Below are 25,356 nucleotides of genomic sequence, written 5' to 3' on the forward strand. Positions count from 1 at the left end.
GACAGCGCCGACAGCGCAACCGACCAGCACCGGTCCGGTGTTCACGCCACCGGACGAGGCTTGCCGCGGTGGCAAGCCGTTCGAGTCGGCCAGCCCGGCCTACGCGGGGGCGGGCCCGCACAAGCTCATCGGGTTCCAGGCGCGTGATTACGATCAGGCCGTCCGGTATTTTCCGCCGGACGAGCCGGCGCTCCCGGCCGAGTGGGCGGGTTCGCCAGGGGCGTCCCCGGACACCGGGGTGTTCCTCCCGCTGAAAACCGGTGAGGCGTACTCGCAGGCCCAGCTGGCATTGTGCATGTCCGACCCGCACATCACCGGACGGCCGGTCGGCGTCTGCTCCTACACCGGCGAGGACACGCCGAACCAGCCCGGCTCGCCGACCGAGGTGATCTCGGCCTATTACGACTTCGTCGTGTACGAGCTGAAAACCGGGCGGCGCGTGACTTCGTTCCGCATCGACGGTCAAGGCGCGGACCACTGCCCGAAGCAGATCAGCGGTGGCATCCAGCACGTCGCCCAGGGCTTCGACGACGCCGCCCTGGCCGATCGGCTGCGTGGTCTGGTGGAAGGACCGGCCCCCACCCGATAGGGGACGGCCGCCGCTCAGCTCGGCGAGTCAGCGTCACCGACTCCGACCACCGCCACGGCCGCCTGCCGCCGCTCGACCAGGGAACGCAGAACGGCCATGGTAGTTCCGGTGGTGACGTCGACGGCGGTCGTCAGGCCCAGCACCACGGTCCGCGTCCGATCGACGAGTCCGCCGTCGTCGGAAGGGATCCACCAGCGAGCGAGCGGGGCGCCGCCGGCCTCGTAGGAGACGGTCAGCGTTCCCTGGCCGAGCACCGCGGTGAAACCCGAGGGCATGGGGAGCGGATCGAGGCTGCCGGTCCGCATCCCCGCCCGCAGGAACACGTCCAGGCTCCCCAGCCGCCAGCCGGTCCCGGTCGCGGCCAGCAAGGCCGCCTCGCAGGTCGGGTTGACCAGGAAGACCAGCGCTCCGGTGCCGGGGACCGCGAAACCGCCGGACCGCCAGCTCGGCGAGCCGGCGAACCGCGGCAACTGCTCCACTGCCTCCCAGCGAGAATCCTGGCACCCGGCGTGGTGCAGCGTGGCTTCGGCGACCCCGGCGCACTCGGCGATCACCAGCGCCGGGCGCCGCGGGCCCAGCGCTCGGCCGCAGGTCTGGCAGTCGACAATCCACAGGTTCGCCGTCAGCTCGGCCAGAAACTCGTCGTCCAGCCGCGCACGGATCACTTTGTCGATCTTCAGCCGCTGCGCCCGGCGAAGCCCTCGAGCCACTGTGCACCACCTCCGCGGCTATCGAACCACAGCTCCCGGGTCTCGCCGCGCCGTCAGGCAGCCGAACGCGAGGACGGCGGCCACGGTGCGCACCGCGTGGGCGAGTTGCCAGCGGTCGCGGATGGCCGCCCAGTCCGGCGGTGGCGTCGCCCAGCTGTGCTGCGCGGCGTTGATCGGCAGGTTGACGGCGAAGGTCAGGACGAACACCGACACCAGCAGCAGCAAGGCGAACACCGGCAGCCAGCGGGCGGCGCCGCCGAGCGGGAACCTCGCTGCCGCCACGATCGCGGTGGCGACGGCGGCGGGGATCAGCAGGACGGTGGCCAGAACGTCCAACCCGATCAGCTCGACGTGCCGCACCTCGGTGTACACGGCCCCGTCGGCCGTGCGCATCGAAAGCTCCAGCACCAGCACGGTGACGAGGAACCCGGCGAAGAGACCGGCGAACGTCAGGCTCACGAAGCGGGCCACCGCGAGCAACACCCCTCCGCGCGACCGTGGCCGGGGCTGGGACTGGGCGACGGCCGGCGCGTCGATGCGTGCGGTCACGCGGGATCAACGCGGAACACCGCGATCCGCTGGGCCGCGGCGGCGACACCGTCCGGCGTGGGCTCCTCGGCCAGCCCGGTCGTCACGAAGCGGTTGCCGACGCTGGCCGGGCTGCCGGTCACGAGTTCGCGCAGCAACGGGCCGCGCTCGTCGACCGGCACCTCGGTCAGCCGGGCCGTCGAAGCCTTCCGGCCGCGGGTCAGCGTGACGGTGTCCGCCGCCCGGGCGTTGGCGACCCACGCGGCCTTCGGGAACGCCTGGAAGATGTACCGGCCGCCGTGCAGCTTGTTCACCGCGATGGGGAAGGTGAGCATCCTCCCGCTGCGGCGCCCCTTCACGGTCAGCAGCTGCATCGGGCCGAAGGCGATGCCGACCCGTTGCAGGCCGACGACGACCTTGTTGAAGGTGTTGGTCCGGTTCCGGTAGGTGTTCTCGTCCACGAGCTTTCTCCCGTCCTCGAAGCCGGGCGGCCTCTCACGGGATCAATGTTATATGACTTTCATAGTTTCTGTAAGTCATACTATGTGAGCCGCGTCGCTCCGCTGATCCAGCGATCCACGTTGGCCTCGACCGCGGTCAACGGCAGCGCGCCGGCGCCGAGCACGAGTTCGTGGAAGTCTCGGACGTCGAAGGCGGCACCCAGCGCGCGCTCGGCCCGCTCGCGCAGCAACCACAGCTTGCGCCAGCCGAGCCGGTAGCCGAGGGCCTGGCCGGGCAGATCGGTCGAATAACGCAGGATCTCGGTGCGGACCTGCCGCGGGGACTCCATGGTCGCGCCGGTCATGTACTCGGCGGCCCGCTCCAACGACCAGCCGTACAGGTTCAGCCCGGTGTCCACCACCAGCCGCTGGGCGACCATCCGCTGGTGCTGATACGCCCCGTAACGGTCCCAAGGGTCGGCGTACACCCCCATCTCGAAGCCGAGCGACGCCGCGTATTCGCCCCAGCCTTCGGTGTAAGCCCCGAGGGCCATCGGCGCGACCTGACCGCGGAGCGGGTGCAGGCTGGTGTCCTCGGCCTGGCGGGCGAGGTGGAAATGGTGTCCTGGCACGAGTTCGTGCAGGATCAGGGCCGCGGCGTTGATCTGCGAACGGGTGTCCAAACCGGACCCGTTGTACCGGTACCGGCCGACCGGCGTCTGCTGGTTCGGCGGTTCGTAGTAGCCGAAGGACATCCCGGCTTCGAGGGCCGGATCGAGCCGTTCGACCTCGTACGGCGCCTTCGGCAGCACGCGGAACCACTGGTCGACAACCGGTTCCACCACCCGGAGATGCCGCCGGTAGGTGGCTTCGACGTCGCCGGGTGCCGCGGCGTGGAAGCGGGCGTCCGCTTCGAGGACACGCCGGTACGCAAGCTCGTCACCGTCGAATCCCGCTTCCGCGCGTACCTCGGCCATCTGCTCGCCGAGCTGTGCCACCTGTTCGAGCCCGAGCTGGTGTACTTCCTCAGGCGTGATGGCGAACGTCGCGTTGCTGGCGACCAGGTGCCGGTAGGCCTCCTCCCCACCGGGGTACTGGGCCAGGCCGGTTCGGCCGGTCGTCTCCAAGGGCCCGCTCAAGTAGCCGAGGAGCGCGTCGAACTCGGGGAGGATCTCGCCGGCGAGGATCTTTTCGGCCCCGTCGGCCAGCTTTCCCCGATCGGCCGGGCCGAGCCGGCGCGGATCCGGCCGGAGCCAGGACCCGGCGCTGTCCCGATGCCCGCGTACGGTGGCGATGAAGCCGTCGAGAGCCGCGTGCGGAATACCCCAGCCGCGCTTGCCTTGCGCGGCAAGCTTTTCCCGCGCGACGCGGGCCCAGGCGGCGATGTCGGAAGCCAGCGAGAGATAGCGGTCGACGTCGGCCGGGCCGGCCGGGGAGAAGGACTGCAGCACCTGATTTCCGTACAGCGCCAGCTCGTACGACTGGTAGGGCGCCACCGGGAACCGCCACCACCAGCTCTCCTCGGCCATGCTCCAATCCCCGCTGAGATGCTCCAGCAGCGCGAAGGTGTTCCGGTCGTCCGCGGTCAACCCGGCCGGGTCGACGGCGTCCAGCCGCGCCCGGATCGACCGTCCCACGGCCGCGTCCCGTTGCGCCTCCTCGATCGACCCGTGCGGCAGCCGCTCGACCGGAAGCCCGCTGCGAAACGTGTAGTACGGCTGGGTCGCCACCACATGGGCCCAGGCTTCGTCCGCGGCGAGCACCAATGCGGTCATCGGATTCCCTCCTGAAGGTGCGCGCGGAAGAAACCCGCGACTTTGCGCCAGAAATAGGCGTCGTGGACCTCGTCGTAACCATGCATCTGCTCCGGCAGCACCACGAACTCGTGGTCCTTCCCGGCCCGGATCAACGCCTCGGACATCTTCATCGCGTCGGTCCAGGTGGCGTGGTCGATGCTCCCGCAGACGAGCATGAATTCCGCCTTCAGTTGTGCCGCGAGGGGATAGACCTCGGCCTTCCGATACGCAGCACGGTCGGTCTGCGGGAAGCCGAGATAACATTCGTAGAGCACCGATGAATAGGGGTCGAATCCCGGCGCGGAGGACACCGCGGCGGTGTACACGTCGGGGCGTTCGGCGGCCAGCCGGAACGCGGAGTACCCACCCCAGCTGTGCCCGACGACCCCGACCTTCGCCGCCGAAAGAAACGGGTGGCGTTCCTTCAGCTGTTGCACGACAGCGGCGTGGTCCGGCACCAGACCACGGGCCCAATCGTGGTATACGACGTCGTGGAAGGCCTTCGATCGTTCCGGCGTACCCCGGCCGTCGACCACAAAAGTGACGTAGCCGAGCTGCGCCAGCGCGTGGGCCGGGTTGCCGAAATGGCCGCCGAAAGCATGGGGTGCCACCGCGATCTGCGGGCCGCCGTAAACGTACTCGATCAACGGGTACTGCTTCGTCTCGTCGAAATCCGCCGGGAAGAACAGTACGCCCCACAGCTCGGTTTCACCGTCGACGGCAGTGGCCGTGAACTGTCGTGGCGGCGTCCATTCCAGTTCCGAGGTGTCCGCGGCCGAAAGCTCGCAGATCACCGTGCCGCCCGCCCGCCGTAATACGCTGCGCGGCGCTTCGGCGGGCGTCGACCACGTGTCGATCAACGATTCGCCGTTCGCCGCGAACATCACTCCGTGCACGCCGGGTTGTTCCGACAGGAACTCGACCGCGCCACCGGCGAGCGGCACCCGCGCCAGGTGCAGGTCATAGGGCCGGTCCTGGTCGGAATGCGCGGTGAAATAGGCATAATCGTCGTCGACGCGCTGCACGTAGTCGACCGGCCACTCCCCTTCGGTCAGCTGCCGGAGGAGATTGCCTTCGAGGTCGTAGAGGTACAGGTGCTTCCAGCCGGAGCGCTCGGACAGCCAGATCAGCCGGGTGCCGTCGGGGGTGAGGAAGAGGCCGATCTTCTTGCCGTAGTACACATCGTGGTGAATCCGCAGGAAGGTTTCGCTCTCCTCGCCGAACAACGTCCGGGTCTGCCCCGTCGTCGCGTCGGCCAGCAGCACCTCGGCCCGGCGGCAGTCGCGGCTCAGCACGAAGACCACCAGAGACGCGCCGTCAGGCAGCCACGCCGCGTGCACCGGGTAGGTGTCGGCAGGGTCGCCGAGGTCGAGCCGCACCGGCGCCCGGCCGTGGACGTCGAGCACGTGCAGTGTGGTGCGTTCGAGCGGTCGGCCGGCTTGGGCGAAGTACCGATGGACCACCTCGTCCTCCCGCTTGAGGTGGTGGACCTGGGGGATCTCGTACACCCCGCGGTTGTCCGCCCGGTACACGGCCAGCCGCGAGCCGTCCGGGGACCAGTTGCACACGTCGAACGCCATCCCCAACACGGCCAGCTGCGGGTCGACCAGGTCGAAGCGGTAGTCCTGCTCGGGACAGCCGTCGTCGGTCAGCGGCACCGTCCGGCCGTCGGCCACCGAGCGCAGTACGACGTTGCCCCCGGCGATGGAGACGAACGCGTCGCCGTCCGGCGAGGCGAGTTCGCGCGCCTTCTGCGGATCGATCAAAGGCGTGCTGCGCAAGAACTCCCGCGGTGTCCGGCGAACGCTGCCGGCGATTCCGAGGTGGACGTCCAGCGCACGTTCTTCGGGCACCTTGCCGACCGCGCCGCTGTCGAGGTCGACGGTCACCTGGGCCGAGCCGACCACCGCGGCCAGCGACCGCGGACCGGTGAAGCCGACGTGGTCGAACGGCAGCCCCCGCCCCGCCGGGGTCCGGCCGGTGGCCGTCCGGACCGCTTCCCGCAGGGCCGCGACGTCGGCGACCAGCGGGCGGCTCTCCCCGGACTCCAGGTCGATCAGCCGGCCGCCGCGCTCTTCCGGTGTGCCGTCCAGGAAAGCCAATGACTTGCCGTCCGGGGACCAGGCGGGAATGATCGCGCCGCCGGTGACGAAGGCGCCGAGGCCGTTGATGAACCGGTCGAATCCGGCGTGGCCAGTAGTCATCGAACTGTTCTCCTCCATAGTGAGTCCATAGTGGATACGGGCTTCAGCGAAGCAGGTTCGCGCCTCTTGTCTCGGGAATCCGCAGCAGCAGCGGCAACGCGAGCACGGCCACCACACCGGCGTAGACCGCCGGGGACAGCAGGCTTCCGGTCCCGTCGACCAGCGCCTGGCTGACCAACGGGGCGGTGCCGCCGAAGATCGCGTACGCGAAGTTGTACGGCAGGGCCATTCCGCTGAACCGGACGTTGGTCGGATACAGCTCCAGCACCGAAATCGCGCCCGCGCTCAGCAGGCTGACCGCCAGCAGGAGCACCAGCAGGGCGAGCACCACCGCGGCGATGTTGCCGGTCCCGATGAGCAGGTAGGCCGGGACCACGAGCACGATGGCCGCGACCGCGCCGAGGCGCAGCTGGATCCGGCGCCCGTGCCGGTCGGCCAGCACCGCCAGCGCCAGTCCGACCGGGATGGTCAGGATGTTCGCTGCCGTCACCAGCCACAGCACCGTGGACGCGGAGAAGCCGGCGGCCTCCGCGAGGTACGTCGGCATGTAGCCGAGGAAGCTGTGCGTGAACAGGCCGAGCACCGCGAAGTAGGCGAACAGGATCAGCAACGTCCGCCAGTGGCCCCGCACCAGGTCGCGGAACGGCCGGGCCGGCGGGCCGTCCGGCCGGTCGGCCTGCATCGCCTTGAACACCGGGGTTTCGTCCACCCGCAACCGCAGGACCAGGCCGATCACCGCGATCACGCCGCCGATCAGGAACGGGCCCCGCCAGCCGCCGTTGACGAAGCCGTCGCCGGTGATCGATTGGAACAGCAGCACAACGCCGGTCGCGCCGATCGCGCCCAGCCAAGTCGACGAGCCGACCAGCGCCAGGTACCAGGCCCGCCGGTCGTCCGGCGCGTGCTCGATGCTGAACGCCATCGCGCCGGTGTACTCGCCACCGGCCGAAAACCCTTGCAGCAGACGGCAGATCAGCAGCAGGATCGGCGCGGCCACGCCGAGCTGCGACCAGCCGGGCAGCAGTCCGATCGCGGCGGTCGCCGCCCCCATCAGGACGATCGAGACGCCCAGCGAGGTGCGCCGCCCCCGCCGGTCCCCGATCCGCCCGAACACGAAGGCGCCCAGCGGCCGGGCCACGAACGCGACGCCGTACACCGCGAACGCGCCGACCAGCCCGCTGATCTTGTTGCCGGTGGGGAAAAACGCCGCGGCGATCGCCGTGGCGGTGTAGCCGTACAGGGTGAAGTCGAACCATTCGACGAAGTTTCCGACCGAGGAAGCGAGCACTACGGTCCGGCGCGACGTTCTCGCCGCCGTGACCGTGGCCGTCGGTAGTGGTGCGGGCTGGTTCATGACACCTCCGCGACATCGTGGATCGTTCGATTCTGGGCACCCGGCCCGCGGGGATCCACCGTTGGATGTCGCGCTTGCCCGGCCGCGGCCGCGACATGTGTCACCCGGTACGGGTCAGGCGCCGAACTGGTCGCGGTACGCGGTGGTGATGGTGCGGAGTTTGAGGCCGAGGTGCAGCATCAGCCGGTCGTCGCCGTTGTCGAAGCTGCAGCCGGTGATCTGCTCGACGCGTTTGAGCCGCTGGTACAGCGTGGCGCGGTGGATGCGCAGGGAGTCCGCGGTGCGCTGGATGTTGCCGCCGTGGTCGAAGAAGTCGGTGAGGGTGTCGAGCAGGACGTGGTGGTTGTCCTCCTGCTCCAGCGCCACCAGCGCGGGCACCGGGGAGGTGTCGAGCAGGTCGTCCAGCGGGAGCTTCAACAGCAGTTCGTACGGGCCCAGCTCACCCCAGCGGGCGAGCTCCCCGATGCTGGGCAGCAGCAGCGCGGCGCGGGCGGCCAGCCCGGCCTGCTGGTAGGAGGTGACGACGGCGTCCAGCCGGGTGACCGTGCCGCCGAGCCCGAACACGAGCCGCGCGCTGTCGTCGGTGAGGCCGCGGAACCGGGCGGTGATCCGCTCGGCCACGCACTCGACGAGCGCCCTCGACGGCGGCTGGTGCTGGACCAGCAGGAGCCAGGCGCGCGACCGGTTCGCCACCATCAGCGCGACATCGTCGGCGACCGCGCGGACGCCGTCCTCGATCGCGGCCTCGAAGGCGACCTGGTGCGGGGCCGAGGTCGGGTGGGTGGTCCGGCAGTGCGCGGCGAGCACGGTGAACTGGGTGCAGTCGTCGCCGAAGAGCTGCTCGGCCAGCAGATCCTCGATCGCCTGCGTGCGCACGGCGGTGTCGGGCGAGACCAGTTCGCGCAGGATGCCTTCCTGCCGGGCCTTCGACCGCTCGTGGAGCAACAGCCGCCGGTACAGCATGGTGCCCGCCGCGGCGGCCGCTTCCCCGGCGGCGGCCATCTCGGCCTCGGTGAACGCGCCGTCCTTGTCGATCAGCCACAGGTAGCCCAGCAGCATGCCGTTGCAGCGGATCGGCGCGCACAGCCGCGGCCGCGCCCCCTCGACGTCGACGACGCCGGGCGCGGTCCACCGGGCGATGCCCAGCGCGAAGATCCGGTCGGTGACCGCGGACTCGACCGCCCGGTTGATCACCGAGCTGACCCGCAGCGCGTCCTCGTCGCCGAAGTGCCGGCTGGCCGCGAGCAGCCGGATCGACGGGTCGTCGATCGCGACCGAACGCCGCAGGCGCTCCGCGAGTTCATCCACTATGGACTGGAGATCGCCGTCGGACATGGCACCCCTTCCCGCTCGGCCACCGCCTGCGGTCCACGGTAGACCGCTCAGCCCATCACCGTGCCGGAGCTGCCGGCGTTGCGCTCGCGCTTGCGGGAGAAGGCGCCGAGGTCGACGGCCAAGCCGGTGTGGACACCCTTGTACTGAACGGGCTCGGCGTCGTGGTCGGCGCCCGCCTCGACCTGGTCGATCAGGGCCGCCATCAGCCGCCCGACCACGGGGGCGTTCTTGAACTGGTTGCCGCTGGTGCCCATCGCGACGTAGAAGCCCGCCAGCGCGGTGCGGTCGTAGATCGGGGTCCAGTCGTCGGCGGCGTCGTAAACGCCCACCACGCCCCGGGCGCGGTTCGGCACCCGCAGCCCGGGCAGCCGCCGCGCCGCCCGCGTCACCTGCGCTTCGAACACCGCCATGGTGGGGTTGGGGTTCGCGTCGTCGGGGTCGTCGAGCCACTGCAGCGGGTCGCACTCCGGCTCGGTGCCGCCGATCAGCAGCCCGCCGCCGACCTCGCCGCGGAAGTACGTGCCCAGGTCGACGTCGGCGACCGAGGGCCCGACTCCGCCGGCCGGGTGGTAACCCTCCGGCGCGAGCACGTGCGCGACCTCCTGCCGCAGCGGCCGTACCCCGACGGTGAAGTCCGAGCCGACCCCGGCCAGCGCGTTCAGCTTGCCCGACCACGGGCCCGCGGCGTTCACCACCACCGGCGCGGAGATCCTCGAACCGTCGGCGAGCACGACCGTGCCGACTCGGCCGCCGGTGGACTCAATCGCCGTCACCGTGCTGCGGAACCGGAACTCCGCGCCCTCCGCATCCGCGGCGGCGGCCAGGTTCTGCGCCGCCAGCTGCGGATCGGTGACGTAACCGGCATCGGGGGTGTAGACCCCGCCGAGTGTGCCGGGCGCATCCGCCCAGAACCGGTCGTCGTCGATCCGGCGAGGCGGCCAGTAGCGGCCCGGGTCCAGGCCCGGCACCCGCTCGACGAGCGTCGCGCTGTCCCATTCCTCGTACGGCACGCCGACCTGGTCGAACAGCGGCAGCCAGCCGGTCCGCGGGGCCGCGTCGACGTCGAGCATGACCAGGCCGCTGCGTTCGAACCGGGCCAGGTCGCCGACGTCGTGGCCGAGGTGCTCGCGCCACGAAGCCCAGCAGAAGTGCGCCTCCCACGCGGCCGTCACCCCGGCGAGCGTGGAGAAGTTGTACCGCACCACGGCACTGGACGCGCTCGTCGAACCCAGCCCCGCCCCGCCCGCGCGGTCCAGCACGACCACCCGCCGGCCGGCCCTGGCCAGTTCCAGCGCGATCGCCGAACCGATCACCCCCGCGCCCACCACCACGGCATCCGCGCTCATGGCCACCGTCCTCCCTGCGATCCCCGTGTGCTCACGGACCGCTCCAGTGTCGTTCGGCGACGCCGGGGGAACAGCCTGCAACCGTCAAATCCGCGACCGGCCGGACGCGACATCTGTAGCCGGTTCAGCGTTCGAGGACGTCGTGGATCGCCTGCAGCACGGCGTCCGGCCGGACCCAGGCCAGGCCGGAGTGCCCGGCATCGGTGATCCGGCGGTTTTCGCCCTGTGGCAAGGCGGCGACGAAATCGTCGTACAGGCGGTTCTTGCGCTCGTTCCGCTCGGCCATCCCCGGCGGCGTCAGCTCCTCGGCGAACGCGTCGACACCCATCGCGGTCAGGACGATCAGCGGCACGTCGGGATCCGGCCCGGCTTCGCGGACCTCGGCGAACAGCGCCCAGAGATTCGACGCTTCCAGCAGCCCGCGGCGGAAGCCGTCCGGGCTCAGGTTCCGGTCCAGCAGCGCGTCGCGGAGCCCGGCCGGCCAGCCGGCGAACGCGCGCCCGAAGGCCTTCCGGTACAGCTCCCGCATCGCGTCGACCCGGTCGGCCGGGAACAGGTCGGCGGGGTTCTGCTCCTCGAGCCGCCGGGCCTCTTCCTCGGGCAGGTAGGCGGGCAGGTTCTCGTGGGTGGGGTCGAGCAGCACCAGACCGGCCACCGCCTCGGGAAACCGTTTGGCGTAATGGCGCGCGTACAGCCCGCCCAGCGAGTGCCCGACCAGGACGAAGGGGCCGTTCACGTCGGCGGCCCGCAGCAGTTCCCGCAGGTCGTCGGTGACCTGGGTGCCGGTGCGCGGCAGCGGCACCGGGTCGCTCCAGCCGGTGCCGAGCCGGTCGTACCGCACACTCGTGGTGAATTCGGCGACCCGCTCGTGCAAGCTCCAGTAGTGCAGGCCGTACATGCCGCCGCCGGCCAGGAACACCACCGCCGGGCCGCCCGCGCCGGCGCGGTGCAGCACCAGCTGCCCGTCCGGCACCGGATAACGGTCCCCCTCGAACACGGTCACTCCTCTCGTCGGGAGCCTCAGTCTTGACGATCGTCGATACGGCCGCAGTCAATTCGCGACAGTCACCCACAGACCGCGGCCCCGGCCGGGCGAAGACTGGAGGCCGTCCGTCATTCGCCGCACCGAGGAGGAACATGACCGGCACCACTGCATCCCGCCCGGGCCGGGTCGGGCCGAAGGAAACCGTGACCGGCAAGCGGGCCGTGGCCTCCAGCCAGCACCGGATCGTCACCGACACCATGCTGGACACGATGCGCGCGGGCGGTAACGCGGTCGACGCGGCCATCGCCGGCTGTCTCGTCCAGGCGGTCGTCCAGCAGGACATGACCAACCACACCGGCACCGTCACCGCGCTCGTGCACGACGCGAAGACCGGGGAAGTCGCCGAGCTGAACAGCATGGGCCGGATCGTGCCCGGGCTCGCGCCGTTCGCGCCGGTCCCGGCCGGCAAGGGGCTGTACGCGGCCGTGCCCGGCAGCCCGCGCGCGGTCACGCCCGGGTTCATGCCCGGGATGAAAGCCCTCTACGAGCGGTACGCCACGCTGCCGTGGGCGCGGCTGTGCGAACCGGCCGTGCACTGGGCCGAGGAGGGGCACGAGGTCACCTCGTTCGAGCACCTCGTGCTGGCGCAGACCGTGGACTTCTTCCTCTACACCGAATCCGGCCGCAAGCACTTCACCCCGGGCGGGCACCTGCCGCAGGCCGGCGACCGCTGGGCGCAGCCGGAACTGGCCGAAACCATGCGGAACCTCGCCGCCGACGGGCCCGACTACTTCCTCACCGGGAAGTGGGCCCAGGACTTCGTCGCCCGCGGCAACGAACTCGGCTGGCCGGTGAAGCCGGAGCACCTGACCGCGATCCCGCCGCGGTGGACCTCCGGACATCGCTGGGAGCACAAGGGCGCGACGATCGTGCAGCAGGCCGCGCCGGAACGCCAGGGCATCTACTGCCAGATCGTGCTGGGCATCCTCGACGAGCTCGGCATCACCTCGATCGGGCACTGGTCGGAGAACGCGGAGGCGCTGTACTACCTCGCGCACGCCCTGCGCCGCGCCGCCCACGAGACCGGGCTGCTCAACGATCCCGACCTCTTCGGCGACACGACCGGCCCACTCACCTCGCCCGCGTTGATCAAGGGCTTCGCGGACATTCTGCGCAACGCGCGCGCCCGCGTCGACCTCACCGAGCACGTCAAGCTGACCCGCGGCGTCCCGGCGATGGCCGCGACGGGCGCGTCGAAGCAGCCGGCCGGCAGCTGCGAGCTGGCGATCGTCGACGAGCAGGGCAACTGGGTGCAGATGATGAACACCCTGCAGAGCGGCGGCATCCCCGGCGAGGTCGTCGGCGGCGTGCCGATGGTCGGCAGCCACTGGATGAACAGCCTCGCCTCGCCGATCGAGGGCTGGGTGGCCGGCGGCGGGCGGATGCGCTCCATCCTGTCCAACACGATGGTCCTGCGGGACGGCAAACCGTGGCTTTCGCTGGGCTCGCCGGGCAACGTGCACTGCACCGTGCCGCAGGTGCTGTCGAACATCCTCGACTTCGGCATGGACCCGTACTCGGCCGACGACGCCCCGCGCTGCCTGCCGTACGAGGACGACCACACGATCTCCGTCGAATCCCGGGTCGCCGCCGAGGTGCCGGCGGACCTGGCCAAGCTGGGCGTGCTCACCAACCCGCTGCCCGAGTACGACTACCACATGGGCACCTACCAGATGGCCTGGCGAGCCGAGGACGGCAGCCTCAGCACCTGCACCGGGCCACGCCGGGAAGGCGTCGCCGACGGGCTCTGAACGGGACGGCCGGCCGCGGGGAACCTTCGCAGCCGGCCGCTCTCCCTTATCCGGCAAGCCCTTATCCGGCAAGAAGATACCTGTCGAACCACTGGAGCACCCGCGTGAGGAAGTCGATCTGTGCGGGAAACGCGCGCACGCCGTGGCCTTCCTCCGGGTAGATCACCAGCGCCGAGGGCACGCCGTGGGCGAGCAGGGCCCGGTGGAATTCCCGGGCCTGGCCCGGCGGCGTGCAGCGGTCGAGCGCGCCCGCCACGTTCAGGCAAGGGGTGCGGGCCTTGCTCGCGTGCAGTACCGGGCTGCGGGTGTGCGCCCGGCTGCCCGTGGCTTCCGGATCGGCGTCGAGGAAACGGTTGCCCCAGGCCGAAATGTTGCTCGTGAAGCTCTGGCTGTACCAGTCGGTGACCGGCGAGATCGGGACCGCGGCGGCGAACCGGGAATCCTGCGTGACCAGCCAGGACGACATGAACCCGCCGTAACTGCCGCCGATCAGCCCGACCCGCGCGCCGTCCACGACACCGCGCTCGACCAGCGCGTCGATGCCGGAGAGGTAGTCGTGGGTGTCGGCGCCGCCCATGTCGCCGACGACGAGGCCGGCGAACTCCTGGCCGCGGCCGCTGCTGCCGCGGGGATTGGGGCTCAGCACGGCGTAACCCTGCGCGACCAGCAGCGGCACCCAGGCGTAGCGCATCGACCAGGAGTTCTGGAACGACCAGATCGGCCCGCCGTGGATGTTGACCACCAGCGGGAACGGCCCGTCGCCGGCCGGGCGGCACAGGATGCCGTCGATCTCCAGCCCGTCCGGCGCGGTCCAGGTGACCGCCCCGGCCGTGCCGGCGACCGAAGTCAGGTAGTCGGTGCCCGGATTGGCCACCGACGCGAGCACCTCGCGACTTTCGCCGTCGAGCACCAGCTGCGGCGGCAGTTCGTAGGAATCCTGCACGGTGAGCACCCGGCCGTCCGAAGTGAACGCACCGTGCGCGCAGAAGCCGCCGCCGCTGCAGGACCGTTCGGTGGTGAACACCTCGCGGGCCTTGCCGTCCGCCTCGACGATCCCGGCGACCGAGTCCAGCCGCCGCTGCCCGAGGTAGCCGAGCCGATCCGCGTCGAGCCATTCGACCTGGGTGACGTCGGTGCCGGCGGTGTCGAGCCGCTGCACCGCGCCGGTGGCCGGGTCGATCAGCAGCAGGTCGCCGGCCACCAGCCAGCGGTCACTGCACACCGCTTCCACCACCGCCACCTGGGCGCCGTCCGGCGAGCCCGCCGGCAGGCCCAGCTGAACCGGGCTGCCCAGCAGCTCGCGCACCCCGCCGTCGAAACCGATCAGGCGCAGGCTCGCGGTGTACCAGGCGTCCTCCCCCGGCTCATCGGACGAGATCGCGACGACCTGCTCCGGCCCGCACCAGCCGGCCTCCCAGCAGTTCAGGCCCGCCGGCGAAAGGCGGGCCAGCGCGTCGGTGGCCGGCGTGTAAACCCAGAGGCTGCGCCAGGCCCCGTCGTCGGTGCCGTTCTCGACTTCCGGGAACCACGAAGGCTTTTCCGGCTTCTGCCTGGTGTTCGTGCCCGAGCCCTGGCCGCCCGACAGCTCGGCGCCGAGCCCGGCGACGCCCAGCAGGATCGCGGCGCCGTCCGGCGACCAGTGCGCGTACTCGACGGTCCCGGGCACCTCGGGCGCGGGCCGCGCCTCGCCGAGCCCGCCGTCCGCGAGCAGGTGCAGCTGGAACACACCGGCCTCGCGGCGGTCGGAGAGGAACGCGAGCCGGCTGCCGTCCGGGGAGAACCGGGCCCCTCGTGCCGATCCGCGTCCGGCGGACACCGCACGGAGTTCGCCGTCCACCGCGGTGTACAGCACCGTTCTGGGCAGTCCGGTCAATTCGTCAAGCACCGCGCCGGTGACCACCACGCGCTCGCCGTCGCGGGTCACGTGCGGCTCCCGCAACGCGTGCGGCCGGCCGAACGCCGGCTCGTGCAACGCCCGCAGGTGGGCCGTGACCTTCTGGTATGCCGCCGTTTCTTCCACGCTGTCCTCTTTCCGCCGGGGCCGGTCAGACGGGGAAGGTGGCGGGGGTGGTCGCCACCTTCCGGGCGACGGCGAACTGTTCGCCCACCGCCGCCATGAAGAATTCGAAGTCGCCCTCGGGGGTCAGCACGTTGTCGTCGCTGTCGCTCTCTTCACGGCCGCGGCTTTCGGCCATGGACGTCAACGCGGCGCGCCAGTCACCGCGGAGCCGCAGATCCGCGTGCGGGGCGGGGGTGAGCGCGAACTCCGTGCCTCCGGGGCCGAGCCGCAGCTGCCAGTACACGGTCGCGCCGTCCACCGGGCCGTCGGTCAGCTCGTACGCGAGCACGTACTCGCGCGGCAATTCCTTCGCCGCGGCGGCCACCTCCTCGGAACCGGCCAGCAACCCGTTCATCGCGGCGACGTGCTCCTCGGACATGAACTCCACCGTTACCTCCGGATTTGCCTGGGGACACCGGAATTCTCGCCGTCGGCGCGGCCCGGCACAGCCGACGATTGCCGACTGTGCGACCGCGGCGGGGCGACAACTGTCGTCCGGCCGTGCTGTTCAGCCTTCGGCGTCGATCGCGCGGATCACCCGGTGCCCGATGGCGGCGAGCTGCTGCACCTGGGTCTTGGAGAGCGGGTCGAAGATCAGCCGCCGCACCTCCTCGACGTGGCCGGGGGCCGTGGCCACGACCTTCTCGAGGCCTTCTTCGGTGAGGTTCGCGAAGGTGTAGCGGCCGTCGGCGGGATCGGGCGCGCGCCGCACCCAGTTCCTTTTCTCCAGGCGGGCGACGGCCTGCGACAGGCGCGGGAGGGAGCCGTGCGCGAGCACGGCCAGCTCACTCATCCGCAGCTTGTGCCCGGACGCCTCGGACAAGGACGCGAGCACCGTGTACTCGAAGTGGCCGATGCCGGCGTCGCGGCGCAGCTGGGTGTCGAGGGCCACGTCCAGCTTCATCACCAGGCTGCTCAGGGCCAGCCAGGCGCCCCGTTCCTCGGCGCTGAGCCACCGCGGCTCCTCGATGCTCGTCATCACCGGACGGTACCACGGTCGATGACTTGCACCATTAAGTCATACCGGGGTAGGTTGAGTTAAACAGTTAAGTCATAACCGAGGAGCTCCCATGCCCAACGATCGCCTGACCGTGGTCTTCAACGATCTGCAGCAAGCCGTCGCCGACGTGGTCACCAAACACGCGGTGACCCCCGCCGAGTTCGACGCGGCCGTCGAATGGATCGAGGAATCCGTGCGGGCCAAGGAGTTCTCGCTCGCGGCCCTGCTGCTGTTCAGCTTCCCGGTGCAGAACGCCACCTTCGGGCAGGCCTACGCGAACCCCGAGAAGGACGGCGCCACCGCCTGGGTGATGCCCGGCCCGGCCTACGTCCCCGGCGCCCCGCCGCTGCCGAACCCGGCCGTCCTGCCGATGCGGCCCGACGAGCCCGGCGAGCCGCTGGTCGTCTCGGGGACCGTCCGGTCGACCTCCGGCGAGCCCGTGGCGGGGGCGCTGCTGGACGTCTGGCAGGCCACCGCAGAGGGCAGCTACTCCGATCTGACGCCGGAAATGGTGGCACCGCTGGAACTTCCCGACTGGAACCTGCCCGAGCACCTGCTCCGCGGCAAGATCCGCGCCGACGAGCAGGGCCGCTACGAGTACCGCACGATCGTGCCGGGCCTGGAGCGGGTGGCCGCCCCCGGCAGCAGGCTCGCCGACCTGCTGGCGACGCTCGACCGCGCCGACGAGCGCCCGCTGCACATCCACGCGATCGTCAGCGGCGACGGCTTCCACACCCTCACCCACCAGGTCCACTTCGCGGGTGACCCGCGGATCGCCCGGGTCACCGAGGGCGCGGTCCCGGCGGACTCGGTGCACCGCATCAACCACGACGGCGACCTCAGGACGCTGAACTGCGACTACGTGCTGCGGCCCGTCGCGTAAGCAGGGCCCGCGGATGGCCGTCAGCACGGAGAACCACGAATTCCGCCTCACCGCGGGTGTTCAGCCCTCGAAGTAGCGGACGATCGCCGGGTCGGGCGGCGGCACCTCGATCGCGCCGCCGCCCGAGCGCAGTGACGTCGTGGCGGCGACTCCGGCGGCGACCGCTTCCCGGGCCGCGACCGGTGACGTCTCGATCGAACCGCCCTCGGCCACGAACCTCAGGAACTCCGTGACCAGCGCCGCGTCCGCGCCGCCGTGGAGGCCGCCCGGCTCGGGCGGGACCGCGATGTTCAGGTCGCCTTCGGCCCGGTAGCCCGATCTTCCGCGGTTCCAGACCCGGATCACCGCGTCGTCGCCGGAGATTCCGTCGCCGAAGTTCTCCATTCGGCCCGCGTCGCCGATCACGGTGTAGTTGCGCCAGTAATCGGGGGTGTAGTGGCACTGCTGGTAGCCGGCGAGCACACCGTTGTCCATTTCGGACAGCATCAGGCTCAGGTCTTCCACGTCGATCACGGGATTGAGGTCACGCAGCTCGGACGGCGGCCAGACGCCCGCGTCGAACCAGTCCTTCATCCGCTGCCCGGCCGTGCCGCCGGGCCGGCGCGGGTTCGAACCGTAGACGGTGAGCGCGCCCATCGCCGTGACCCGGCGGGAGAAACCGCCGGCCAGCCAATGCATCACGTCGAGGTCGTGCGCGCCCTTCTGCAGCAGCAGACCGGTGGTGCCGGCCCGTTCGGCGTGCCAGTCCTTGAAGTAGTAATCGCCGCCGTGCCCGACGAAATGCCGGCACCACACCGATTTGACCGCGCCGATCGCACCCTGGTCGATCAGGGCGCGCATCCGGCGCAGCACCGGCAGGTGCCGCAGATTGTGGCCGACGAACAGCCGCGTCCCGGTCTTCGCCGCGGCCGCCAGTATCGCGTCGCAGTCCTCGATCCGGATCGCGAGCGGCTTCTCGGCGAACACGGCGATCCCGGCTTCCAGGAACGTCAGCACGGGCTCGGTGTGCACGTAATCGGGAGTCAGCACGAACACCGCGTCGAGCCGGTCCTCGAGCATCGCCTCGTAACGATCACGGATCGCGACCTCGGCACCGAACCGGTTCCGGGCATCGGCCCGGCCCCGCGGATCCGCGTCCGCGCACGACACCACCCTCGCCGTGCCCGGCCGGTTCGCCAGCTCGGCCACGCCCGCGCGTTGCCCGACGCCGACGACTCCGATCCGCAGTTCAGTCATGGGCTCGATTCTGCTTGATCCACCGGGTTCCGGCACCCAGCCGTGCCGCCGGGCGCCGGCGGCACGACTCCCCCGTGAGGTCAGGGCTGGATGTTCTCCAGGTCCTCCAGCAGGCTGGGGTGCTTCGGCTCCCAGCCGAGCGCCTGCCGGGTGTGGGCGCTGGACGCGGGCTGGTCGGCCGAGAAGATCGCGCCGAGCGGGCCGTAGGTCTCCGCCGGCACCGGCTTGACCGGCAGGCCCAGCCGCCGGCCGATGACCGTCGCGATGTCCAGCACCCGGTCCCCCTCGTCGGCCACGGCCTGCCAGGCGGTGCCGGCCTCCGCCTTTTCCAGCGCGTGCCGGAAGAGGACGGCCGCGTCACGCGCGTGCACGGCCGGCCAGCGCTGCGTGCCGTCGCCCGGGTAGCCGGAAACCCCGCTCTGGCGGGCGATGGTGGTCAGCATCCCGGCGAACCCGCCCGTGCCCTCGTTGTGCACCGTGCGCGGCAGGCGGACGGCCGAGGCCCGGACCCCGCGCGAGGCCAGGCCGAGCGCCGCGGTGACCGTGCGCCCACGGCCGCCGACCGGCCCGTCGGTCGAGGCCGGGTCGGCCTCGGTGGAAGCGCGGCCCGGCACCCAGGGCGTGCCCGAGACGACGACGAACGGGCGGTCGCTGCCGACGAGTTCCTCGCCGAGCGCCGTGATGGCGGCCGTTTCCTCGGCGACCGACTTGGCCACGGCGCCGGGGCTGCTGAAGTCGTTGCCGAAGGCCAGGTGGATCACGCCTTCGGCCTGGGCCGCGCCGGTACGCAGGACGTCCAGCTCACCGAGCGCACCCCGCAACGGCTCCGCGCCGGCCGCCTCGACGGCCTGCGCCGAGGCGTCGGAACGGGCGAGGACAACGGCAGTGTGACCGTTGCCGAGCAGTTCGGCGACGACGGTGGACCCGACCACGCCGGTGCCGCCAGTGACGAAAACACGCATGGAACTCTCCCGCAAGTGATGGGACTCTTGTCCCGTCACACGCTACCAGAGTCACGGGACAAGAGTCCCGTCACGTAGAGTGGAATCATGAGCCGGTGGGAACCAGGGGCGCGCGAACGCCTTGTCGTGGCGGCCGTCGACCTGTTCACCGAGCAGGGCTACGACGCCACCACGGTCGCGCAGATCGCCGAGCGCGCCGGCGTCACCAAAAGCACCTTCTTCCGGCATTTCCCGGACAAGCGCGAGCTGCTGGTGGCCGGGCAGGAGACGTTGAGCCAACTGCTGAGCGAGGGCATCACCGAGGCGCCCGGTGACGCCAGCCCGCTCGAAGCCGTCGCCGCCGGTCTCGAGCGCGCCTCGTCCGCGATGGGCCCGATGAACCGCGAGATCGCCCCGCGGCTGAAGGCGGCCGTCGCGGCCAGCGCCGAGCTTCAGGAGCGCGACGCCCTCAAGTCCGTCAGCCTCGCCGCCGCCATGACCGCCGCACTGGTCGCCCGCGGCGTGCCCGATCCGACCGCGGCCCTCGCGAGCGAACTGGGCGTGCTCGCGTTCAAACGCGGGTTCGCCGAATGGTCCGAGGGCGAACGCGACGCCGAGGACAAACTCGCCCGTTACACCCTCGCCGCCCTGGACGAGCTGCGGGCGGCGAGCGCGACCCTGGGCTGACGGGTTTCGCGCCCCGAGCCGGCGGCGCTTCCGAATGCCCGCAGTGGTTTAGACCAACAGGCTTCACGAGCTTGACAAGCCTGTGGTCCAGTCCAATTGTGGGTGAATCCGACCGGTCCCCACCGTTGCCGCTGGAGTGATCATGCGTCTCAGACCCGCCTTGACCTTCCTGTCCCTCACCGCGACGGCCGTCGCCGCCGCCGGGCTCGTCGTCGCCGGCGCCGGTACCGCCCAGGCCGCGACCGCGCTCCCGGCCCATGTTTTCGCCCCCTATTTCGAGGCTTACAACGGCGACGACCCCGCCGCCCTCGCCCAGCAGTCGGGCGCGAAGTACCTGACGATGGCGTTTGTCCAGGCCGCCGCGAAGGGCTCGTGCACCGTCTACTGGGACGGTGACACGAGCACGCCGATCTCGCAGTCCACCTACGGCAGCTCGTTCGCGACCATCCGCGCCAACGGCGGCGACGTCATCCCGTCCTTCGGCGGGTATGCCGCGGACAACGGCGGCACGGAGATCGCCGACAGCTGCACGGACGTCAACCAGATCGCGGCCGCCTACGAAAACATGATCACCACTTACGACGTCAGCCGGCTCGATTTCGACGTCGAGGACAACTCCCTCACCAACACCGCGGGCATCGACCGCCGCAACAAGGCCATGAAACAGGTCGAGGACTGGGCCGCGGCCAACGGCCGGACCGTCCAGTTCTCCTACACCCTGCCGACCACTACCGGCGGGCTCGCCGACAGCGGCATGGCGGTGCTGCGCAACGCGGTCAGCAACGGCGCCCGGGTCGACGTCGTGAACATGATGACCTTCGACTACTACGACGGCGCGAGCCACGAGATGGCCAACGACACCGAGTCCTCGGCGAACGGCCTGATCAGCGAGCTGGCCGGGCTGTATCCGGGCAAGACCCAAGCCCAGCTGTGGGCGATGGTCGGCATCACCGAGATGGTGGGCGTCGACGACTACGGCCCCGCGGAGACCTTCACCACCGCGGACGCCACCACCGTCTACAACTGGGCGGTGTCGAAGGGCATCAACACCCTTTCGTTCTGGGCGCTGCAACGCGACAACGGCAGCTGCCCCGGCAGCGCCGCGTCCGACACCTGCTCGGGGATCTCGCAGAGCACCTGGCAGTTCAGCCACACCTTCGCGCCGTTCAGCAGCGGTGGCAGCACACCGGCCAACGACTTCTCGGTCTCGCTGAGCCCGGCGTCGGGCTCGGTCAACGCCGGGGCTTCGCTCACCTCCAGCGTGCACACTGCGGTCACGGCCGGCTCGGCGCAGAGCGTGAGCCTGTCGGTCTCCGGCGCTCCGGCCGGCGTGACCGCGTCGGTGAGCCCGGCGTCCGTCACGGCGGGCGGCAACGCGACGCTCACCGTGTCGGCCGCCTCGTCCGCGGTCTCCGGCAGCTACCCGCTGACTGTCACGGGCACCGGCGCTTCGGGCAGCCACAGCGCGACGTACACGGTGACCGTGAACGGCACGGCGCCTTCCACCGGCATCACCAACGGCGACTTCGAGACCGGCGCGCTCACCCCGTGGACCGGCGATTCCGGTGACGCGGTGGTGTCAAGCCCGGCCCACGGCGGTTCGCACGCACTGAAGGTGAACGCGACGAGCAGCCAGACCGGTCAGGCATCGCAGACCATTACGCTTTCGCCGAACCACGCGTACACCCTCAAGGCGTGGGTGCAGGGCAACTTCGCGTACATCGGCGTGACCGGCGGCGCGAGCGCGACCACGTGGACGTCTTCGAGCGGGTGGACGCAGCAGTCCCTGCCGTTCACCACCGGATCCTCGGGCACGGTGACCGTGTCGGTGCACGGCTGGTACGCGCAGGGAACCGTTTACGCGGACGACTTTTCGATCTCCTGAGCACGATCACGCCGGCCGCGTAGCCGGCGCGGGCCCGGCCGAGAAGACTCGGCCGGGCCCTTCGTGTACCGGTGGCCTCAGTCGAGGGAGTCCGGGTCGATCGCGCGCATGATGCGGCCGCCGATCTCACGCAGCTGCCGGGCCTGGGTTCTGGTCAGCGGGTCGAAGACCAGGCGGCGGACCTCCTCGACATGGCCGGGCGCGGCCTCGGCCCCCTTGGCCCGGCCCGCGTCGGTGAGCGTCGCCAGGGTGGCGCGGCCGTCGTCCGGATCGGGAGTGCGCTGCACCCAGCCGCGCTGCTCGAGCCGGGCGACCACCTGGGACAGGCGCGGCAGCGAGCCCTCGGTCAGCGTCGCCAGCACGCTCATGCGCAAGGTGCCGTCCGGGACCTGGGACAGCTTGGCCAGCACCTGGTACTCGAAGTGGCTGATCCCGGCGTCGCGGCGCAGTTGCGCGTCGAGCGCGGCCGGCAGCCTGATCAGCGTGCCGGCCAGGGCGATCCAGGCCTGCTCTTCCTCGGCGTCGAGCCAGCGCGGCTCCGGTGGCACGTCCATGTGTCCAAGATAGCTTAAAAGCTGAACCAAATCATCAGCTCGATTTACTTGCACCTTGAAGCAACTTCGGGTTATGGTCTGTTAAGGCTTTAACCAATGCACTGTCCATTCAGGACCCATCGACAGGAGAGGCACCGCACATGGACCAGCAAGGTATGTCGCGGCGGACAATGCTCCGCACCGGAGCCGTGGCCGGGGCGGTCACAGTGGCGGCTCTCGGCGCCACCGGAATGTTCACCGCCGGAACAGCGCGGGCGGCCACCACCACCGGCGGGACGCTCCCGTACCCATCCGGTGTCACGGACACCTCGCACTGCACGCCCGAAGTCGCCGCGATCTTCCGTGACGTCTTCAGCGCCAAGAGCCGGCACGACGCCGCTGGCTTCCTTTCGCACTTCTCCACGGCGAAGACCGTCTACATCGACGCCAGCCTGGGCGTCGCCATGTCCAGCTGGCAGGACCTGAGCACCTTCTTCACTCCCTTCTTCGCGACCCTGCCCGCCGCCGCGCTCTCCTACCCGCTGCGCATCGTCGGCGACGCGTGCAGCGCCGCGATCGAGTTCATGGACACGCCCGAGTTCTTCCAGCAGGAGATCCGCGCCCTGTCCACCGTCACCTTCGACCGTGACCACAAAATCGTCCGCTGGGTCGACTTCTGGGACGGCCGCGGCTCGCTCAAGCCGAACACCATCGGCAGCGCTTATCCCCCCGACTTCAGCGATTCGGTCACCAACGCGAGCCCCGCCGTCGTCAAGGCCGCCCGGGCGCTCCAGGCCGCGTTCGCGGCAGGCAACGCCGCCGCGGCCGTCTCCCTCATGTCCGACGAGGTGGTCCACGAGGACCTGGCCACGCACACCCGTCTCCGCGGCAAACCCCAGGCCCAGCGCTACTACACGCGGGCGCTCGGCAAGCTCCCGTACGGCCCGGGTGCCGCGGTGGTCCACGTCGTGGGCAGCGGCCAGGGCGGCGGTTACGAGTGGTCGGCGGCGCCCGTCGCCGCCCCGATGCGCCGCGGCCACACCGCCATCGAACTCGACCAAGCCGGAAAGATCAGCCGCCTTTCCGCCATCTACGACGCGAGCCTCTTCAGCGACGCCGCCTACCAGTCGCTCGTCGGCCTCGCCGCCGAAGCACCCCTGACCACCGCCTGACCGAGAACGGGAAACGAACGATGACCGAGCACTTCGCCCTGGACAAGACCGCGCAGGATCTCCTGTTCCGCGACGCCCGCACCTCGAACGCCTTCACCGACGAGCCGGTGAGCGACGAGCAAGTGAGCGCGATCTACGACCTGATCAAGTACGCCCCGACCGCGTTCAACTCCCAGCCGCTGCGCATACTGCTGGTGCGTTCGCCCGAGGCCCGCGCGCGCTTGGTCAAGCATCTGTGGGACGGCAACAAGGAGAAGACCGCCAGTGCTCCGCTGGTCGCGGTGCTCGCCTACGACCCGGAGTTCCACGAGCACCTGCCCGCCCAGCTGCCGCACTTCCCCGGCGCGCAGGATCTGTTCAAGGGCAAGGAAAGCCGCTTCGCCGAAGCATCCATCAGCGCCGGCCTGCAGATCGGCTACTTCATCCTCGGCGTGCGCGCCGCCGGCCTGGCCGCCGGGCCGATGACCGGTTTGCTGGCCGAGGCCGTCGACCAGGAGTTCTTCGCGGAGAGCGGTTACCAGACGCTCGTGGTGGTCAACATCGGCAAACCCGGTGCGGACGCCTGGTTCCCGCGCGGCCCGCGCCTCGAGCAGGACCTCGTCGTCGCCACGGTCTGATCAAGGGCGTCAGAAGCGCACAGCCAAGCTGTCCAGGTGGTGGCCGAGCGGCATGACCGGGCGCCAGTCCGGCGTCTCGTAATCGGCCCGGAGGTCGGGGTGGCGCTCCAGCACCGTGCGAAGGCATTCGTCGGTCTCCACGCGGGCCAGCGCCGCGCCGAGGCAGTACGTCGCGCCCATGCTGAAACCCATGTGGTGATTGGGTTTGCGGGTGATGTCGAACCGGTCCGGCTCGGCGAACACCTCGGGGTCGCGGTTGCTCGCGCTCAACCCGAGGTAGAAGCGATCCCCGGCCGGGAAGGTGTGCCCGGCGATCTCCACCGGCTCCGCGCTGACGCGGGAGATCACGCCGGCCGGGCCGTCGCAGCGCATCATCTCCTCGACGGCCGACGGCATCAGCTCGGGGCGGGACTTCAGCAGCGCCAGCTGATCCGGGTTCTCGAACAGCAGCACCAGGCCGTTGGCGATCAGGTTCGCCGTGGTCTCGTGCCCGGCGAACAGCAGCAGCAGGCAGTTCGCGACGATCTCGTCCTCGGTGACCTTGCCGTCCCGCTCGGCCTCGACGAACATCGTCAGCAGGTCGTCGCGGGGCTCCGCGCGCCGATCGGCCACCAGCACCCGCAGGTAGTCCTGCATCTCCAGCACACTGCGCTGGCTCGCCCGGAGCTTGTCGGCGTCCGCGATGAGGAAGATCGACAGGATGTCCCGCGACCAGGCCTGCAACCGCTCGCGGTCGGTGATGGGCATGCCGAGCATCTCGGCGATGATGTTGGCGGGCAACGGATAGGCCAGGTCTTCGACCACGTCCATCTTCCCGGCGGCCGCCACGTTGTCGAGCAGCTCGTCGGTGAACTCGCGCACGCGCGGGCGCAGGCCGTTCACCATCGCCGGGGTGAAGTACCGCTTCAGCAGGTGCTGGAACCGGACGTGGTCCGCTTCGTTGGTGTGGCCCATCCAGAGCTCGACCGATTTGCGCATCGGCATCAGCTCCGCCTGCTCGGCCGGGGTCAGCTGGTCGAGGCCCTGCGTCAGGTTGCCGGAGACGAGCCGCGGGTCCCGCAGCGCCGCGACGACGTCGGCGTGCCGGGTGAGGAGGTACGCGCCGAGTTCCGGGACCCAGCAAACCGGGCTCTCCGCCCGGATCCGGTGCAGCAACGGCGTCGGATCGCTCTGCGCCTCCGCGCTGAACAGGTCATAGGACGGGAGCGTCACGGCCGGCGTCGTCATATCCCCGAGTCTGCCAGA

General features: G+C 70.6%; 23 protein-coding genes. 7 read left to right on the forward strand and 16 right to left on the reverse strand.

The annotated features are described in order from the left end of the window. Positions 1 to 37 precede the first annotated feature (37 nt). Positions 38 to 589 (forward strand): hypothetical protein, encoded by a 552-nt coding sequence (locus BMY97_RS47195; RefSeq protein WP_177231523.1) that lies wholly within the window; start codon positions 38 to 40, stop codon positions 587 to 589. A 14-nt stretch (positions 590 to 603) separates the two neighbouring features. Here the strand turns inward: BMY97_RS47195 and BMY97_RS23855 are convergent, their stop codons facing one another. The 9 genes from BMY97_RS23855 to BMY97_RS23895 form a co-directional block, all read right to left on the reverse strand. Then, a complete protein-coding gene (locus BMY97_RS23855) occupies positions 604 to 1,299 on the reverse strand; it encodes a hypothetical protein (protein ID WP_091619923.1) in 696 nt (231 codons plus the stop codon). Between the two features lie 18 nt (positions 1,300 to 1,317). Then, a complete protein-coding gene (locus BMY97_RS23860) occupies positions 1,318 to 1,848 on the reverse strand; it encodes an anthrone oxygenase family protein (protein WP_218156850.1) in 531 nt (176 codons plus the stop codon). Further along, positions 1,845 to 2,288 (reverse strand): nitroreductase/quinone reductase family protein, encoded by a 444-nt coding sequence (locus BMY97_RS23865; protein ID WP_245787461.1) that lies wholly within the window; start codon positions 2,286 to 2,288, stop codon positions 1,845 to 1,847. The genes BMY97_RS23860 and BMY97_RS23865 overlap by 4 nt, the downstream gene beginning before the upstream one ends. Positions 2,289 to 2,368: 80 nt before the next feature. Beyond that, entirely contained in the window at positions 2,369 to 4,042 is a 1,674-nt protein-coding gene (locus BMY97_RS23870; protein WP_091619925.1) for a DUF885 domain-containing protein, read from the reverse strand. Then, a complete protein-coding gene (locus tag BMY97_RS23875; RefSeq protein WP_091620549.1) occupies positions 4,039 to 6,267 on the reverse strand; it encodes a S9 family peptidase in 2,229 nt (742 codons plus the stop codon). The genes BMY97_RS23870 and BMY97_RS23875 overlap by 4 nt, the downstream gene beginning before the upstream one ends. 43 nt (positions 6,268 to 6,310) lie before the next feature. Beyond that, on the reverse strand, positions 6,311 to 7,621 hold the full coding sequence (locus BMY97_RS23880) for an MFS transporter (RefSeq protein WP_091619928.1): 1,311 nt from the start codon (positions 7,619 to 7,621) through the stop codon (positions 6,311 to 6,313). Between the two features lie 114 nt (positions 7,622 to 7,735). Continuing rightward, complete coding sequence (locus tag BMY97_RS23885; protein ID WP_091619931.1) at positions 7,736 to 8,956, reverse strand: PucR family transcriptional regulator; 1,221 nt, start codon at positions 8,954 to 8,956, stop codon at positions 7,736 to 7,738. 47 nt (positions 8,957 to 9,003) lie between these two features. Then, positions 9,004 to 10,302: an NAD(P)/FAD-dependent oxidoreductase gene (locus BMY97_RS23890; protein WP_091619933.1), complete on the reverse strand. Its 1,299-nt coding sequence runs from the start codon at positions 10,300 to 10,302 to the stop codon at positions 9,004 to 9,006. 124 nt (positions 10,303 to 10,426) lie between these two features. Further along, complete coding sequence (locus tag BMY97_RS23895; protein ID WP_218156851.1) at positions 10,427 to 11,299, reverse strand: alpha/beta fold hydrolase; 873 nt, start codon at positions 11,297 to 11,299, stop codon at positions 10,427 to 10,429. Between the two features lie 140 nt (positions 11,300 to 11,439). Between BMY97_RS23895 and BMY97_RS23900 the strand changes: the two genes are divergently transcribed. Then, a complete protein-coding gene (locus BMY97_RS23900) occupies positions 11,440 to 13,098 on the forward strand; it encodes a gamma-glutamyltransferase (RefSeq protein WP_245787462.1) in 1,659 nt (552 codons plus the stop codon). A 61-nt stretch (positions 13,099 to 13,159) separates the two neighbouring features. On the opposite strand, the gene BMY97_RS23905 is transcribed toward BMY97_RS23900, so the two are convergent. The 3 genes from BMY97_RS23905 to BMY97_RS23915 form a co-directional block, all read right to left on the reverse strand. Further along, positions 13,160 to 15,118 (reverse strand): S9 family peptidase, encoded by a 1,959-nt coding sequence (locus tag BMY97_RS23905; protein ID WP_218156852.1) that lies wholly within the window; start codon positions 15,116 to 15,118, stop codon positions 13,160 to 13,162. A gap of 25 nt (positions 15,119 to 15,143) precedes the next feature. Further along, entirely contained in the window at positions 15,144 to 15,536 is a 393-nt protein-coding gene (locus tag BMY97_RS23910) for a hypothetical protein (protein ID WP_245787463.1), read from the reverse strand. Positions 15,537 to 15,665: 129 nt separating this feature from the next. Next, complete coding sequence (locus BMY97_RS23915; RefSeq protein ID WP_091619940.1) at positions 15,666 to 16,136, reverse strand: MarR family winged helix-turn-helix transcriptional regulator; 471 nt, start codon at positions 16,134 to 16,136, stop codon at positions 15,666 to 15,668. 91 nt (positions 16,137 to 16,227) lie between these two features. Here BMY97_RS23915 and BMY97_RS23920 point away from each other — a divergent pair, with 91 nt between their 5' ends. Further along, on the forward strand, positions 16,228 to 17,040 hold the full coding sequence (locus tag BMY97_RS23920) for a dioxygenase family protein (protein ID WP_091619943.1): 813 nt from the start codon (positions 16,228 to 16,230) through the stop codon (positions 17,038 to 17,040). Between the two features lie 60 nt (positions 17,041 to 17,100). Here BMY97_RS23920 and BMY97_RS23925 read toward each other — a convergent pair whose 3' ends face one another. Further along, the gene (locus tag BMY97_RS23925) at positions 17,101 to 18,276 is read right to left on the reverse strand and encodes a Gfo/Idh/MocA family protein (protein ID WP_091619947.1); all 1,176 of its coding nucleotides are present in this window, start codon (positions 18,274 to 18,276) and stop codon (positions 17,101 to 17,103) included. Between the two features lie 80 nt (positions 18,277 to 18,356). Then, positions 18,357 to 19,238, reverse strand: coding sequence for an SDR family oxidoreductase (locus BMY97_RS23930; protein WP_091619950.1), 882 nt, complete (start codon positions 19,236 to 19,238; stop codon positions 18,357 to 18,359). 87 nt (positions 19,239 to 19,325) lie between these two features. Here BMY97_RS23930 and BMY97_RS23935 point away from each other — a divergent pair, with 87 nt between their 5' ends. Continuing rightward, positions 19,326 to 19,904, forward strand: a complete 579-nt coding sequence (locus tag BMY97_RS23935; RefSeq protein ID WP_091619953.1) for a TetR/AcrR family transcriptional regulator — start codon at positions 19,326 to 19,328, stop codon at positions 19,902 to 19,904. A gap of 142 nt (positions 19,905 to 20,046) precedes the next feature. Then, on the forward strand, positions 20,047 to 21,789 hold the full coding sequence (locus tag BMY97_RS23940) for a glycosyl hydrolase family 18 protein (protein WP_091620560.1): 1,743 nt from the start codon (positions 20,047 to 20,049) through the stop codon (positions 21,787 to 21,789). A gap of 77 nt (positions 21,790 to 21,866) precedes the next feature. Here BMY97_RS23940 and BMY97_RS23945 read toward each other — a convergent pair whose 3' ends face one another. Next, positions 21,867 to 22,343 carry a MarR family winged helix-turn-helix transcriptional regulator gene (locus BMY97_RS23945; RefSeq protein WP_091619956.1) on the reverse strand — a complete coding sequence of 159 codons (477 nt, stop codon included), beginning with the start codon at positions 22,341 to 22,343 and terminating at the stop codon, positions 21,867 to 21,869. Positions 22,344 to 22,483: 140 nt separating this feature from the next. Between BMY97_RS23945 and BMY97_RS23950 the strand changes: the two genes are divergently transcribed. Next, positions 22,484 to 23,494: a hypothetical protein gene (locus BMY97_RS23950; RefSeq protein ID WP_143086275.1), complete on the forward strand. Its 1,011-nt coding sequence runs from the start codon at positions 22,484 to 22,486 to the stop codon at positions 23,492 to 23,494. A 20-nt stretch (positions 23,495 to 23,514) separates the two neighbouring features. Further along, entirely contained in the window at positions 23,515 to 24,111 is a 597-nt protein-coding gene (locus BMY97_RS23955) for a malonic semialdehyde reductase (protein ID WP_091619961.1), read from the forward strand. Positions 24,112 to 24,120: 9 nt separating this feature from the next. On the opposite strand, the gene BMY97_RS23960 is transcribed toward BMY97_RS23955, so the two are convergent. Further along, the gene (locus BMY97_RS23960; RefSeq protein ID WP_091619964.1) at positions 24,121 to 25,338 is read right to left on the reverse strand and encodes a cytochrome P450; all 1,218 of its coding nucleotides are present in this window, start codon (positions 25,336 to 25,338) and stop codon (positions 24,121 to 24,123) included. Positions 25,339 to 25,356: the final 18 nt, after the last annotated feature.

The sequence above is a fragment of the Amycolatopsis saalfeldensis genome (assembly GCF_900110575.1).
GTDB lineage: Bacteria > Actinomycetota > Actinomycetes > Mycobacteriales > Pseudonocardiaceae > Amycolatopsis > Amycolatopsis saalfeldensis.